The organism is Pseudacidovorax sp. (genome assembly GCF_017991995.1).
Lineage (GTDB): Bacteria > Pseudomonadota > Gammaproteobacteria > Burkholderiales > Burkholderiaceae_C > Xenophilus.
In genome coordinates this window covers 28,221-43,247 of sequence record NZ_JAGOPN010000009.1, presented here as the reverse complement: position 1 = coordinate 43,247, position 15,027 = coordinate 28,221, and the positions used below count along the sequence as shown (strand labels likewise).

General features: G+C 71.7%; 11 protein-coding genes. 4 read left to right on the top strand and 7 right to left on the bottom strand.

From position 1 onward, the window contains the following. Positions 1-6 precede the first annotated feature (6 nt). The 6 genes from KBC94_RS13635 to KBC94_RS13610 form a co-directional block, all read right to left on the bottom strand. Positions 7-1,134: an ABC transporter permease gene (locus KBC94_RS13635; protein ID WP_294371293.1), complete on the bottom strand. Its 1,128-nt coding sequence runs from the start codon at positions 1,132-1,134 to the stop codon at positions 7-9. 87 nt (positions 1,135-1,221) lie between these two features. Then, complete coding sequence (rbbA, locus tag KBC94_RS13630; RefSeq protein WP_294370835.1) at positions 1,222-3,960, bottom strand: ribosome-associated ATPase/putative transporter RbbA; 2,739 nt, start codon at positions 3,958-3,960, stop codon at positions 1,222-1,224. Between the two features lie 7 nt (positions 3,961-3,967). Beyond that, a complete protein-coding gene (locus KBC94_RS13625; protein ID WP_294370832.1) occupies positions 3,968-5,038 on the bottom strand; it encodes an HlyD family efflux transporter periplasmic adaptor subunit in 1,071 nt (356 codons plus the stop codon). After that, a complete protein-coding gene (locus tag KBC94_RS13620; RefSeq protein WP_294370831.1) occupies positions 5,035-6,483 on the bottom strand; it encodes an efflux transporter outer membrane subunit in 1,449 nt (482 codons plus the stop codon). Before KBC94_RS13620 ends, KBC94_RS13625 begins: the two co-directional genes overlap by 4 nt. A 2-nt stretch (positions 6,484-6,485) precedes the next feature. Beyond that, the gene (gene fabI, locus KBC94_RS13615) at positions 6,486-7,262 is read right to left on the bottom strand and encodes an enoyl-ACP reductase FabI (RefSeq protein ID WP_294370827.1); all 777 of its coding nucleotides are present in this window, start codon (positions 7,260-7,262) and stop codon (positions 6,486-6,488) included. 1 nt (position 7,263) lies between these two features. Next, a complete protein-coding gene (locus KBC94_RS13610) occupies positions 7,264-8,994 on the bottom strand; it encodes an alpha/beta fold hydrolase (RefSeq protein ID WP_294370825.1) in 1,731 nt (576 codons plus the stop codon). Positions 8,995-9,201: 207 nt separating this feature from the next. On the opposite strand from KBC94_RS13610, the gene KBC94_RS13605 reads away from it, so the two are divergent. The 4 genes from KBC94_RS13605 (at position 9,202) to KBC94_RS13590 (ending at position 13,903) form a co-directional block, all read left to right on the top strand. Next, positions 9,202-9,879, top strand: coding sequence for a TetR/AcrR family transcriptional regulator (locus KBC94_RS13605; RefSeq protein ID WP_294370823.1), 678 nt, complete (start codon positions 9,202-9,204; stop codon positions 9,877-9,879). Next, positions 9,876-10,898 carry a DUF4105 domain-containing protein gene (locus tag KBC94_RS13600; RefSeq protein ID WP_294370821.1) on the top strand — a complete coding sequence of 341 codons (1,023 nt, stop codon included), beginning with the start codon at positions 9,876-9,878 and terminating at the stop codon, positions 10,896-10,898. Before KBC94_RS13605 ends, KBC94_RS13600 begins: the two co-directional genes overlap by 4 nt. Further along, positions 10,895-12,862, top strand: coding sequence for an alpha/beta fold hydrolase (locus KBC94_RS13595; protein ID WP_294370818.1), 1,968 nt, complete (start codon positions 10,895-10,897; stop codon positions 12,860-12,862). The genes KBC94_RS13600 and KBC94_RS13595 overlap by 4 nt, the downstream gene beginning before the upstream one ends. An 87-nt stretch (positions 12,863-12,949) precedes the next feature. Further along, positions 12,950-13,903, top strand: a complete 954-nt coding sequence (locus KBC94_RS13590; RefSeq protein WP_294370814.1) for a diguanylate cyclase — start codon at positions 12,950-12,952, stop codon at positions 13,901-13,903. A 14-nt stretch (positions 13,904-13,917) separates the two neighbouring features. Here KBC94_RS13590 and KBC94_RS13585 read toward each other — a convergent pair whose 3' ends face one another. Then, a complete protein-coding gene (locus tag KBC94_RS13585; RefSeq protein WP_294370812.1) occupies positions 13,918-14,952 on the bottom strand; it encodes a serine protease in 1,035 nt (344 codons plus the stop codon). Between the last annotated feature and the right edge of the window lie 75 nt (positions 14,953-15,027).

Genomic DNA, 15,027 nt, shown 5'->3' with positions numbered 1-15,027 from the left:
GGACGTTCAGGCCATCTGACTGATGGTGCGCCGAAAACGCGAGAGCGCCATGACGAAGAGCACGAGTCCGATGACGAACAGCGCCAAGAAGGAAGGCCACACCACGTCGATGCCGGCGCCGCGGTACAGGATGGCCTGGCTCAGCTCCACGTAGTGCGTGTTCGGCGCGGCGAGCATCAGGTCCTTCACCAGCGCGGGCATGCTCTCGCGCGGGGTGACCGTGCCCGAGAGCATCTGCAGCGGCAGCAGCGTGAGCATCAGCAGCAGGCCGAACTGCGGCATCGAGCGCGCCACGGTGGCCATGAAGATGCCCATGGCGGTGGTCGAGAACAGGTGCAGCGCCGTGCCGGCCAGGAACAGCGGCACCGAGCCCTCCACCGGCACGCCAAGCAGGCCCTGCACCACGAACTGCAGCGAGGCCGCCGCGGCCACCAGCACCACCACGCCCATGGACCACACCTTGGCCAGCATGATCTCGGTGGGCGTCACCGGCATCACCAGCAGGTGCTCGATGGTGCCGTGCTCGCGCTCCCGGATCAGCGCCGCACCGGTGAGCACGATGGCCAGCATGGTCACGTTGTTGATGATCTGCATCAGGCCGCCGAACCATGCCTTCTCCAGCGCCGGGTTGAAGCGGGCGCGCAGCGCCAGGTCCACCGGCAGCGTGGTGGTGGCGCGGTAGCGGCGCAGGAAGTCGTTGACCTGCTCGGTCACGATCTGCTGCACGGCGCCATTGCCCGAGAAGGCCTGGCTCATGCGGGTGGCGTCCACGTTCAGCTGCACCTCGGCGTGGCGGCCCGCCAGCACGTCGCGCTGGAAGCCGGTGGGGATGACCAGCGCGAAGGTGTAGCGGCCCGCGTCCATGCCCGCGTCCATCTGCGCCTGGCCGATGGCCACCGGCGCCGAGAAGTAGGGCGGCTGGAAGGCCGAGACGATGCGCTGCGACAGCGGCGACTGGTCCTCGTCCACGATGGCGATGGGCGCGTTGTGCAGCGTCTCGGGGATCGCCGTGGCGCCGGTGTAGACCGCCACCGAGAAGGTGTAGACGATCAGCACCAGCATGGTCGGGTCGCGCCACAGGCTCCACAGCTCCTTGACGCCCAGGCGCAGGATGTTGGCCAGGCGCCGGGCGATGGCGCTGCGGCGGCCGGCGGGCGAGGCGGCTGTGCGATGCGATGGGGCGAGCGGGGTGTCGTTCATGGTGGATCCGTTATCACCTGCTCAGGCCTCCTGCTTGCGCAGCAGCGCCACCGACGCCGCCACGATCAGCGGCGCCGCCACCAGCAGTGGCACGAAGGCCTGCTGCAGGTCGCCGAAGCCCAGCGCCTTGCTGAACACGCCGCGGCTGATGGTGAACATGTGCGTGGCCGGGTAGATCTGCCCCACCCAGCGGCCCACGCCCTGCAGCGACGAGACCGGATCCGTCAGCCCCGAGAACTGCGTGGCCGGGATCAGCGTGCCGATCATGGCGAAGAACATGGCCGCGATCTGGCTGCGGGTGACGGCCGAGGCCAGCAGGCCCATGCCGGTGGCGATGACGCTGAACAGCAGCGCCGCCACGGCCAGCGTGGCAAAGCTGCCGGTGAAGGGCACGCCGAACAGCGTGACGGCCAGCGCGCACATGAGCAGGAAGTTCAGCATGGCCAGCAGCACGTAGGGCAGCTGCTTGCCCAGCAGGAACTCGATGCGGGTGACCGGCGTGACGTAGAGGTTGACGATGGAGCCCAGTTCCTTCTCGCGCACCACCGCCAGCGCCGTCAGCATGGCCGGCAGCATCAGCAGCAGCATGGGGATGATGGCCGGCACCATGGCCGGCAGGCTGCGCACGTCGGGGTTGTAGCGGTAGCGCGACTGCACCTGCACGGCTGCCACCGGCGTGCTGCCCGTGCGTGCGCGCATCTGCTCGACCAGCCAGTACTGGTGGATGCCCTGCACATAACCTTGCAGCGTGTCCGCCCGCGTGGGCATGGCGCCGTCGATCCACGCGCCCACCTGCACGTCGCGGCCGCCCAGCACGTCGCGGCCGAAGCCCGAGGGGATCTCGATGGCCAGCGAGATGTCGCCGCTGCGCAGCCGCCGGTCCATGTCGGCGTCGTCGCGCAGCGGCGGCTGCTCGGTGAAGTAGCGCGAGCCGGCCAGGTCCAGCACATAGCTCTGGCTGAGCGTGCTCTGGTCGCGGTCGAGCACGGCATAGCGCAGGTTGTCCACGTCCATGTTGATGCCGTAGCCCATCACGACCATCAGCACCAGCGAGCCCAGCAGCGCCATGGTCGCGCGCACCGGGTCGCGCTGCAGCTCCAGCGCCTCGCGCCACAGGTAGCTCCACAGGCGCTGCAGGCTGAAGGCGGCGGTGCGCGGCGGCGGCGCAGAAGCCGAGATGGCCGGGGCGGCGGGCGCCTCGTCCGCCGCCTGGTCGGGCGTGCCACCGCCCGCGTCCACCAGGTAGCCGATGAAGGCCTCTTCCAGGCTGGCGGCGCCGCGGCGCGCCACCAGGGCTGCCGGTGCGTCGCTGTCCAGCACGCGGCCGGCATGCATCATCGACATGCGGTCGCAGCGCTCGGCCTCGTTCATGAAGTGGGTGGAGATGAAGATGGTGACCTTGTCGCGGCGCGACAGGGTCACCAGCAGGCGCCAGAAGTTGTCGCGCGCGATCGGATCCACGCCCGAGGTGGGCTCGTCCAGGATCAGCAGTTCGGGCCGGTGCACCATGGCCACGGCCAGCGACAGGCGCTGGCGCATGCCCAGCGGCAGGCTTTCGGGCAGGCTGTGCTGCACCTGCTGCAGGCCGAAACGCTCCAGCATCTCCTGCACGCGCGCGTCCTGCTCGGCCGCGGGCACGTGGAAGAGCCGCGCATGCAGCACCAGGTTCTGCCGCACGGTCAGCTCGCCGTACAGCGAGAAGGCCTGCGACATGTAGCCCACGCGCCGCCGGGTGTCGATGTCGCGCGGGTCCACCTCGTTGCCGAACAGCCAGGCCCGGCCTTCGCTGGCGGGCAACAGGCCGGTGAGCATCTTCATGGTGGTGGACTTGCCGCAGCCGTTGCTGCCCAGGAAGCCGAAGATCTCGCCGCGCCGGATGCGCAGGCTCACGTGGTCCACCGCCGTGAAGTCGCCGAAGCGCATGGTCAGGCCCTCGGCCTCGATGGCGATGTCGTCGTCGCCCGCTTCGAGCGGCGGGATCTGCACCGGCGCCCAGTCGCGCTTCTTCTCCTCGGGCAGCAGCTGGATGAAGGCCTGCTCCAGCGTGGGCGTGCCGGTGCGCGCCAGCAGGGCCTGCGGCGTGCCGGTGGCCAGCACGCGGCCGTCGTCCATGGCCACCAGCCAGTCGAAGCGCTGGGCTTCGTCCATGTAGGCGGTGGCCACCATCACGCTCATCTGCGGACGGCCCTGGCGGATGCGCGCGATCAGGGCCCAGAACTGCGCACGCGCCAGTGGATCGACGCCGGTGGTGGGCTCGTCCAGGATCAGCAGGTCGGGGTCGTGGATGAGCGCGCAGCACAGGCCCAGCTTCTGCTTCATGCCGCCCGAGAGCTTGCCCGCCGGCCGCGCCAGGAAGGGCTGCAGCCCGGTGCTGCGCGTGAGTTCGTCGATGCGTCGGCGGCGCTCGGGCCCGGCATGGCCGAACAGGCGGGCGAAGAACTGCAGGTTCTCTTCCACCGACAGCGTGGGGTACAGGTTGCGGCCCAGCCCCTGCGGCATGTAGGCGATGCGCGGGCACACCGCCGCGCGGTGGCGCCGGTCGGCCATGTCGCCGCCCAGCACCTCCAGACGGCCCTGCTGCAGCGCACGGGCGCCGGCCACCAGCGACAGCAGGCTGGACTTGCCCACGCCATCGGGCCCGATCAGGCCGACCATGCAGCCGGCCGGCACCTCCAGGTCCACGTCCTGCAGCGCATGCGTGGGGCCATAGTCCAGGCGCAGCTTCTGCAGGCGGACGACGGGCGGGGGCGAGTCGGTCATGGGCGGCTCAGCGCGAGGTCTTCACGGCCAGCTCCGCGGGCCATTCGGCCTGGGGGTCCAGCCGCACCCAGGCCACGCCGGGCAGGCCGGTCTTGACCTGTTCCAGGTGCTGCTGCAGCAGCGCCTTGTCGATGCTGGCCTTGACGCGGAACATGAGCTTCTGCCGCTCGCTGGCCGTCTCCACCGTCTTGGGGGTGAACTGGGCCGTGGCGTCGACGAAGCGGATGCGCGCCGGAATCACGAAGCCGGGCGCGGCATCGATCAGGATGCGCGCCTCGCTGCCCAGGGCCACGCGGCCGGCGGCCGTCTCGGGCAGGAAGAAGGTCATGTAGACGTCCGACAGGTCCACCAGGTTGAGCACCTTGCCGCCCGCACCCAGGACCTCGCCGGGCTGCGCCACGCGGAACTGCACGCGGCCGTCGCGCGGCGCGGTGAGCTGGCTGTCGGCGATGTCGGCCTCGATGCGGGCCAGCGTGGCACGCGCCGCGCCGACGGCGGCACGGGCGCCGGTGAGCTGGGCGGCGGCGGCCTGCACCGCGGCCCGACCGGCCTCGGCCTGCGCGTGGGCCGCGCCCAGGGCGGCCTGCGCGTTGCGGGTGCGGGCGCGGTCGTCGTCGGTCTCCTGCATCGAGGCGGCGCCCTCGGCGGAGAGCACTTCGGAGCGGCGGGCCCGGCGCTGGGCCGCGTCCAGCTCGCTCTCGCGCTGCACCACCAGCGCCAGCGCGGATTGGCGGTCGCTCTCGCGCATGGCCACCTGCGATTCGGCGGCCGCCACGCCCGTCTCGGCCTGCTGCAGCCGGGCCTGGGCCTCGGCGCGCTGGGCGTCGAGCGATTCGACGTCCATGGTGGCCAGCGGCTGACCGGCCTTCACGAAGGCGCCTTCGTCGACCAGGATGTCGCGCACCCGGCCGGCCTGCTTGGTGGCCACGTCCACGTCGGTGGCCTCGATGCGGCCGTTGCCGCTGGCGAAGCCCGGCCCGAAGCCCTTGTCGCGGCCGGCCTGCCAGTACCAGGCGCCGCCTGCGGCCAGCGCCACGGCCAGGACGATGAGAAGGCGCTTTGTGCTCGTGGGCTTCATGGCTGGGAAGAGGAGGGGGAGGAAGAGGTCGCGATGGGCGTGGCGGCCACGGTGTGGGCGCCGCCGCCCAGGGCGGCATAGAGGGAGACGCGGGCGGCGAGCAGCGCACGCTGCGTCTGCACCCGTTGTTGCTGGGCCGAGAGCAGGTCGCGCTGCGCGTCCAGCACTTCCAGGAAGGCGGCCGAGCCGGCGTCGTAGCGCAGCCGGGCCAGGCGGGCGCGCTCGGCCTGCGCGGCCAGTGCTTCCTTCTGGATGCCCAGCTGTTCGACCAGCCACTGGCGGGCGGCCAGGGCGTCGGCCACGTCGCGGAAGGCGCCCTGGATGGTCTTTTCGTAGTCGGCCACGGCGATGTCGCGCCGCACCTCGGACAGCTGCAGGTTGGCGCGCAGCCGGCCGGCGGTGAACAGGGGCAGCGACAGGCTGGGCGCGAAGGTCCAGGCGCGGCTGCCGGGCTCGAACAGCCCGTCGAGCGCCGCGCTGGCGGTGCCGAGGCTGGTGGTCAGCGTCAGCTGCGGAAAGAAGGCGGCCCGGGCCGCGCCGATGTTGGCGTTGGCCTGGCGTAGGCGGTGTTCGGCGGCGGCGATGTCGGGCCGCGAGGCCAGCATGGCCGAGGGTAGGCCCGGGGCCACATCGGCCACCATGGCATCGGCCAGCGGCTGGTTGCGCGGCGGCAGGTCCACGGGCACACCGGTCAGCAGGGCGAGGGCATTGACCTGCTGCGCGCGCTGCTGTTCGAGCTGCGCGCCCAGCGCCCGCGCCTGGGTGGCGAGGATGCGCACCTGCTCCAGCTCCAGCCGCGAGGAGGCGCCGACGTCGAAGCGGCGGCTGAAGATGCGCAGCGATTCGTTGCGGCTGGCGATGGCCTCGCGCGCCAGGGCCAGGCGCTCGTCGGTCTCGCGCAGGGCCAGCCAGCCCTGCGCCACCTGCGTCGCCAGCGACAGGGTGAGGCCGCGCCGGGCCTCGTCGCTGGCCAGCCAGGCCTGCAGCGCGGCCTCGTCCAGGCTGCGAAGGCGGCCCCACAGGTCGAGCTCCCACCCGGCCAGGCCCACGCCCACCTGGTACTGGCTGGCGATGACGGACTTGCCGCTGACGTTGAGGTCGGCCGGCACGCGGCTGCGGCTGGCATCGGTGGCCAGTCCCACGCTGGGCAGCAGCGCGGCCTGCTGGATGCCCCAGGCCGCGCGGGCCTCCTGCACGCGCAGGGCGGCGGTGCGCAGATCGCGGTTGTGCGCGAGGGCCTGGGCGATCAGCGCCTGCAGCTCGGCATCGGGAAAGGCCTGCGGCCAGTCCAGGTCCGCCGCGGCCACGGGCACGGCCGCTGTAGGCGCGGCGTCCGGGAATCGGGCAGGCACCGGCGACTCTGGCAGGGCCAGGGGCGGGATCATGGGCGCGCAGCCGGCCGCGATGAGTGCGGCGAGCAGCAGGGGGGCGATTCGGCGGGCCATGGTCATCCGAGCACGTGGTAGCCGCCATCCACGTACAGCGTGCTGCCCGTGATGGCGCGTGCCGCGTCGCTGACCAGGAAGGCGGCAAGGGCGCCCACTTCCGCGATGTCCACCAGCCGGCGCAGCGGGGCGCGCCGACGGGCGTCGTCGAGCAGGGCCTCGAAGTTGGGAATGCCCGACGCCGCCCGCGTGGCCAGCGGTCCCGGCGAGATGGCGTTGACGCGGATGCCCTTGGGCCCGAGTTCGGTGGCCAGGTAGCGCGTGCTGCTCTCCAGCGCGGCCTTGACCGGGCCCATCACGCCGTAGTCGGGAATCACCTCCTCGGCGCCCACATAGCTCATCGTGAGCAGGCTGCCGCCGCGGTGCATCAGCGGCTCGGCCAGATGGGCCATGCGCACGAAGGAATGGCAGGAGATGTCCATGGCCCGCGCGAAGCCCTCTCGCGAGCAGTCGGCCACCCGGCCGTGCAGGTCGCTCTTGGGCGCGAAGGCGATGGAGTGCAGCACGAAGTCCAGGCGGCCCCATTGGCGGCCGATGGCGGCGAACACGGCTTCGAGCTGGCCGGGCTGCTCCACGTCCAGCGGCAGCGCGATGGAGGCGTGCACCTGCTGCGCCAGCGGTTCGACGAAGGGCCGGGCCTTGTCGTTGAACCAGGTCACGGCCAGCTCGGCCCCGGCGTCGTGGAAGGCCTGCGCACAGCCCCAGGCGATGCTGTGCTCGTTGGCAATGCCCACCACCAGGCCCTTGCGGCCGTGAAGGGAGAAGAGATCGGCGTTCATGTCATCGCTCCAGGACGTAGTTGCCAGGGGCATCGGCCAGGCCCGTGCCCATGCGTGGCGGCTTGACGGGTGCGCCCGAGTGGGCGGCCAGCCATTGCTGCCAGGCCGGCCACCACGAGCCCGCATGCGTCGGCGCCGCGGCCAGCCATTCGTCGGGCGCCAGGTAGGGGCCATCGGCCGGCCGGGTGAGCAACCGGTGGCTGCGCCGGCTGTCGGGCGAGGGCGGGTTCACGATGCCGGCGTTGTGGCCACCGGTGGTGAGTGCGAAGGTGATCTCCGCCGGGCAGAGGAAGTGCAGCTTGTGCACCGAGCGCCAGGGCGCCACATGGTCGGTGACGGTGCCCACCATGAAGGTGGGCAGGCGCAGGCTGCCCAGGCTGACCGGCCGGCCGCCCACCGGAAAGCGGCCCTCGCTCAGGTCGTCGTCCAGGAAGAGCCGGCGCAGGTACTCGGAATGCATGCGCGCGGGCATGCGGGTGGCGTCGGCATTCCACGCCATCAGGGCGTTCATCGGCGCACGGTGGCCCAGCAGGTAGTCGCCCACCATGCGCGACCACAGCAGGTCGTAGCTGCGCAGCATGCTGAAGGCCCCGGCCATCTGCTGGGCGGTGAGATAGCCCTTCTGCCGCATCTGCGCTTCGAGCAGGCTGAGCTGGCTCTCGTCGATGAACAGGCCCAGCTCGCCCGGCTCGGAGAAGTCGGTCTGCGCCGCGAAGTAGGTGGTGCTGGCCAGCCGGTCGTCGCCGTCGCGCGCCATGGCCGCCGCGCCGATGGCCAGCAGCGTGCCACCCAGGCAGTAGCCGGCGGCATGCACCTTGCGGCGCGGGCACAGGGCCTGCACGGCGTCGAGCGCGGCATGCAGGCCGAGCTGCAGGTAGTCGTCCATGCCCCGGTCGCGCTCGGCCTCGCCGGGGTTCTTCCAGGAGATGCAGAACACGGTGTGGCCCTGCGACACCAGGTAGCGCACCAGCGATTCCTCGGGCGTGAGGTCGAGGATGTAGTACTTCATGATCCACGCCGGCACCAGCAGCACCGGTTCCGGATGCACGGTGGGCGTGGCGGGTGCGTACTGGATCAGCTCGATCAGCGCATTGCGCAGCACCACCTTGCCGGGCGTGATGGCCACCTCGTGCCCGACGCGGAACTGCTCGGTGCCGGCCGGGGCAGCGCCGGACGCTTGTCGGCCCGCGTCTTCCATCCAGTTGTGCAGGCCGCGCAGCAGGTTGGCACCGCCTTCGCGCAGCGTGGCCTCGATCACCTCGGGATTGGCCCAGGGCAGGTTGCCGGGCGAGAGCAGGTCCAGCCACTGGCGGGCGCTGAAGGCGACCAGGTCCTCGTGGTGCCGCTCCACGCCGAGCACGCCGTGCGTGGCCGCGTCCCACCACTGCTGGCTGGCCAGGAAGGCCTGCTGCCATGCCTTGAAGGGCGCGTGCTGCCAGGCCGGGGCGCGGAAGCGCCGGTCGGGCGCGGCGAAGGCGTCGGGCGTGGCGGGCGCCCATTCCCGGCTCAGGGCCTGGGCCTGCTGCGCCGCCAGCTGCGCCAGGGCCACCTGCTTGCCCGGCGAGGCCGCCAGGTGCGCGGCCCAGTCGAAGGCGGCCAGCAGCCCGGCCATGGGCGAGAGGGCGCCCGTGAGGCGGGCCGCGGTGGCCCGCGCCTGCATGTCGAGGGCGGCGGCCGCGGCATCGGCCGGGGCGTCGGCGGTCGGCACAGGATTGGGAGAAGGGGCGGGCATGGCGGCTGGACCTGAAGGCGCCCGAGGGGGCGGGTGGGAAACGGTGCGGCGCCGGGTGGCACCGCCTGCGAAAAACTGTAGGAGCCGGCCCGCCCGCGCTCATTGATCCAGGTCAACGGATGCCCGTCTAACGACTCGCAAGTCGTTAGCGGGGAGGTGCATCCATAATCGCCGGCCGCCTCGCTGTCCGCACCCACACGCACGCCCATGACCGCACCGACCGCCGACCCTCCGTATCCGACGTCCGACGAAGGCCTGCCCGGCGGCCGGCCTTCGCGCCAGCGCCTGCCGCCGCCGCTGCGCATGGCGCAGATCCTCGACGCGGCGCTGTCGGTGTTCCACGAAAAGGGCTTCGCGGCCTCGCGCATCGACGACATCGCGCTGCGGGCGGGCCTGTCCAAGGGCGGCGTCTATGCGCACTTCGACAGCAAGGAAGAGATCTTCGAAGCACTGATCGACCGCTCGCTCACCATGCCGGCCGGCCTGGACGAGGCGGCGCTCGCGCCGGGGCAGATGGTCACCATCGACCTGCTGGTGGAGCGCGTGATCGACCCGGTGTACCGCCTCTTGGCGCGGCCCGAGACGGCCATGACGCTGCGCCTGGTGGTGGCCGATGGCCGCCAGGTGCAGGCGCTGGTGGAGCGCTGGCAGCGCGCCGTGCTCGACCCCTTCGCCTCCGCCGTCGAGCGCCTGGTGCGCCGCGCCGTGCGCCAGGGCAGCCTGGGGCAGGGCGTGCTCACGGCCTCGCCCTGGTTGCTGATGGCGCCCATCGCACAGGTCGTGCTGTGGCAGCTGATGCACGGGCAGGGCGAGGGCGCGCCGGTCACGCTGGAGCAGCAGCGGCGCAGCCACATCGCGCTGCTGCGCGAGGCGCTGGCGCCATGAGGCGGCTGTTGATCGGCATGGGCCGGGGCCTGCTCGTGCTGGTGTTGCTGGGTACGGGCCTGTGGTCGGCGCTGGCGCTGTACTACCGGCTGCCGCTGCCCGAAGGCGGGCGCATCGCGGCCGCGGCGGCCTGGGGCCTGGCCGCGCTCGGGGTCATCGGGCGGCCGTGGCGGCCCTTCCATGGCCGTGCGCTGGCCGCCTATGTCCTCGCCTTCGCGCTGCTGCTGGTGTGGTGGGGCCGCATCGCGCCTTCGGACACGCGCGACTGGGCCGACGATGTGGCCCGGCACATCGAGCCCTCGGTGGCCGGCTCCATCGTCACCTTGCGCAACGTGCGCAACTTCGAGTGGCGCAGCGACGACGACTACACCGTGCGCTGGGAGACGCGCCAGTACGACCTCGACCGCCTGCGCAGCGTGGACATGGCCCTGTCGTACTGGATGGGCCCGGCCATCGCCCACACCCTGGTCTCCTTCGGCTTCGACGACGGGCAGGGCGGCACGCGCTACCTCGTGTACTCGGTCGAGATCCGCAAGGAGCGTGGCGAGTCCTTCTCGGCCGTGGCCGGCTTCTTCAAGCAGTTCGAGCTGGCCCTGGTGGCCGCCGACGAGCGCGACGTGCTGCGCGTGCGCACCAATGTGCGCGGCGAGGACGCCTACCTCTACCGCGTCGCCATGCCGCCGGCGGCCATGCGCTCGCTCTTCCTGGCGTACCTGGACCAGTCGACCACGCTGGCGGCGCACCCGCGCTTCTATTCCACGCTCACGGCCAACTGCACCACCATCGTGTTCGACATGGCGCGGCGCATCGTGGGTGGCCTGCCGCTGGACTGGCGGCTGCTGGCCTCGGGCTACCTGCCGGAGTACCTGAAGTCCATCGACGGCCTGGCTGCCAAGGCGGACCTGGAGACGCTGCGCGCCGCCGGCCGCATCACCGAGCGGGCGAAGGCGGCCGATGCCGACCCGCAGTTCTCGCAGGCCATCCGACGCGGTATCCCGGGCATGGAGGCCGCGCGATGAACGCGGCGGCGCCCTTGCGCCAGTCGGGCCGCGGCCCGTGGGCGGCGCTGTTCCTGCTCGCCGTGGCCCTGCTGGTGTCCGGTTGCGCGGCGGTGTCGGTGTCGTCCGTCTCGCCCGCGCGCTACCTGGCCGAGCGGCGAGGCGACGTGCTGACCACCGGGCGCCTGAGCGGCGCCGCGCAGGAGGTCGCGCGCGTGGCCGGCATCGACGACTGCGGCGAGGCCCCCGACACCTGCCGGCAGGCGCTGTCGCAGGCCGAGGGCATCACCGACGAGCAGCGGCTGTCGGCGCTGGCCGAGCTGTGGCTGCAGGCCGCGCTGGAGTCCGACCGGCAACCGGCCATCGCGCCGGACGCGCAGGCGTCCGGCCAGGGTGGCGACGCCGATGACACCGCGGTCGATGCCTGGCTGGAGACGGCACGCCATGCCTGGGCCTACCTCTTCCTCACGCGCCGCAGTCCGGGCGACCGCGCCTTCGAGGACCGGCAGACCCAGGTGCGCGACTACTACAACTTCGCGGTGCAGCGGACCGTGACGCGGCTGTTCCACCGCCATGCGCGCGACGCCCGCGCACCCGATGCCGGTGCCACGACCGGCGAGGTGGCCGAACTCGCCGTGGGCCGCTGGCAGCTGTCGGCGCGGCTCGACAGTCCCGGCTTCGCCAGCGACATGCCACTGCCTCAGGAACTGCTGGCGGCCTCGTCGTTGCGCTTCACCGGCCTGCGCAACACCTACCGGCGCGATGGCTTCGGCGCTCCGCTGGTGGCCGTGCTGCCGCCGCCGGAACGCGGCCCGGTCCACGCGCCCTTCGTCCCCATGCGCTACCCGGCCCTCACGGCCCTGCTGACCTTCGAGGGCCGCACGCCGGCCGAGGTGCTGCGTACGCACCGCGTGCAGGTGCGCCTGTACGACCCTTACCGCAGCGAGCGGGTCGACCTGGCGGGCGTGCCCGCGCCGCTGGCCGCCAACTTCACGGCCGGCTACGGGCTGTGGCTGGCCCGCTCGGGCTTCGCGACACAGGCGCTGCGCACGCTGCTGGGCCTGTCGGACGGCATCGTGCAGCCGCAGGTGCAGCTCATGCAGCCCTACGACCCCGAGCGCGGCATCGTCGTCATGCTGCATGGCCTGGCCAGCAGCCCGGAGGCCTGGGTCAACGTGGCCAACGAGGTGCTGGGCGACGAGACGCTGCGCCAGCACTACCAGATCTGGCAGGTGTACTACCCCACCAATGCGCCACTGGTGCTCAACCGCCGCAACATCGCACAGGCGCTGCAGCAGACGCTGGCGCACTTCGACCCGCAGGGCACGGCACCGGCCTCGCGCCACATGGTGCTGGTGGGCCACAGCATGGGCGGCGTGCTGTCGCGGCTGCTGGTTTCGGACTCGGGCCGCGCCCTGTGGTCGGTGCTGCCCCAGGGACCGGCCATGGACGCCGCCCTGGCGGACGATCCGACGCTGCAGCGCGAGCTGGCCGAGTATTTCGACTTCCAGGCCCTGCCCCAGGTGGACCGGGCCATCTTCATCGCCGCGCCGCACCGCGGCACGCCCTTTGCCGAGACCGGCCTGGCCCGGCGCGTGGCCAATCTCGTCACCCTGCCGCTGGCCATGCTCGAACAGGTGGGCGACCTGAGCCGCCGGCTGGCGCGGCTCGCGCCGATGCAGGAGAACGGCCTGCCGCCGCGCATCCCCAACAGCATCGACAACCTGAGCGACCGAGATCCCTTCGTGCGGGCCGTGGCCGATCTGCCCCTGAGCCCGCGGGTGCGCTATCACTCCATCATCGGCCGCGAGGACCCGCGGCTGCCGCTGGCCCAGTCCAGCGACGGCGTGGTGCCCTATGCCAGCGCCCACCTGGCCGGCGCCGAGTCCGAGCGGGTCATCACCTCCTGGCACAGCGTGCAGGAGACGCCGCAGGCCATGCTGGAGGTGCGCCGCATCCTGCGCGAGCAGCTGCGTCAACAATAGGCACAGCGATGCACTGTGGCGCCCGCGCGCCTGGTGGCATCGAGGCAGGGGAGCGGATGGTCGAGCCGACGAGGCGGGAGTCGCACCATGGCAGAGAACGACGAAGCGCGCGAGGCGTCCTACCGGGCCATGCTCACCCAGGTCACGGTGGACAAGCTGGCCGACATGATCATCTGGCTGGACGAGCACGGCCGCTACGTGTTCGTGAATCCGGCCACCACGCGCCTGCTGGGTTATTCCGCCGAAGAGCTGGCGGGCCTGCATGTCTGGGACATCGATCCCCATTTCGACGAGGCGCGGTGGCGCGAGCACTGGGCCGAGGTGCTGGCGCGCAAGAGCTTCCGGCTGGAGACCGTCAATCGGTCGCGCGACGGCGTGGACATCCCCATCGAGGTCACGGTCAACCTCGTCGAGTACGAGGGCCGGCGCTTCAACTGCTCCATCGTGCGCGACATCACCGAGCGCAAGCGTTTCGAGGCCGAGCTGCGCGCGCTCAACGACCGCATCTATCGGCTGAGCGTGACCGACGCGCTCACCGGGCTGGCCAACCGGCGCCATTTCGACATCCAGCTGGACGCGGAAAGCCGCCGGCAGCGGCAATGGGACCGACCGCTGTCGCTGATCCTGGCCGATGTGGATGCTTTCAAGGCCTACAACGATGCGCATGGCCACGTGGACGGGGACCTGGCGCTGCAGCGCGTGGCGGCGGCCCTCCAGGCCGCCGTCGCCGTGCCCGGTGCCACGGTCGCCCGCTACGGCGGCGAGGAATTCGCCTGCATCCTGCCCGGCACGCCGCACGCGCAGGCCCTCGCCGTGGCGGAGCAGGCCCGCCTGGCCGTCGCGGCCCTGGGCATCGCCCACACGCACTCCGACGTGGCTGCCCATGTCACGGCGAGCCTCGGCGTGCTCACTGTGGATGGCACCCAGCCGCACACGCCGGATGCGCTGCTGCGCCTGGCCGACGGTGCGCTCTACCGCGCCAAGCGCGAAGGCCGCAATCGGGTGGTGGGCGTCAGCGTCAGCGTCGGCGTCAAGGCCTGACTGGAAGAGTCACATCACTTGGACACAAGGGATGTGACCTGGGTCAGCACCTTCAGCACATCCGCGTACCAGGCGCAGTTCAGGCCGAGCGACTCGTCCTTGACGAGATCGCGGGTGCGCATGTCCATGCGCGTGGAGTGCACGCCGAGCAGCTGCCACGAGGTCAGCGACAAGCGCTGGCCCGGGTCGCTGCCAAGCCTTCGCCGGACCACCGGAGCGCCGCTGCTGCCGCGGTGCGTCCTCGCATCCGTCAGGAAGTAGCCCTTCTGCTGGAAGCGCACGCCATAGGCCGAGGCGATGGACGCGCTGCGGGCGACGGCCAGGTGATGGACCGTGTCGTGGAAGCCCAGGGGAAAGCCGATGACGGTCAGGTTGTCGCCCACGGCCACGTCCTCGCCGCGTGGCGCGAGGTGGGATTCGTCGAAGGCATGCAGCACCGAGCCCTCCGGCAGGTGCGCGGTCTGGATCTCGAGCGTGGCGATGTCCACCGGCCCGCCCGTGTCGGCCGCCTGCCGCCACAGCGCCAGCCCCTTCTCGTAGAGGGGCATCGAGAAGGTGGCGTACCGGGTGAGGTCGCGGGTGTCGGTGTGCAGCTCGATCTCGATGCGGTCCGGCGCATGGGCGCTGGCCGCGTCGGACAGCACGTGTGCGTTCGTGACCAGGAACAGCCGATCGTCGCGGCGGAAGAAGAAGCCGCTCGCGCCGGTCAGCAGCCGCGCGCCCGCATAGGTGCTGATGTGCGTCGTCGTCAGCAGAACAGACTCCACGGGCTGGCGCGGATCCGGGTTGGCCGGCGCGGGCGTGATCCCGGCGAGCACCGCCTGCGTCCGGGCAATGTCCCGTTCGAAGGTGATCAGCACATGATCCGACACGGGCGTGTTCAGGATGACCGTGCGCGCTGCCTCGGCATGGGCTTCGAACGCGCGCACCAAGGTGCCGTGTGCAGTGGATGGAAGGGCTTCCAGCAGTGACGGAAGCAAGGCGTCCAGGGCGATCAGGCTCCCCTTGAGTTCGCAGATGCGCTCGGTGGCCTCCTGCAGATTCTTCATGCGACGGTGCCTTCCGGAAATAAAAAAGCGCGGATGAACCGCGCTTGAGAGGCCAGGCCGTCCTGGAAGATCGGC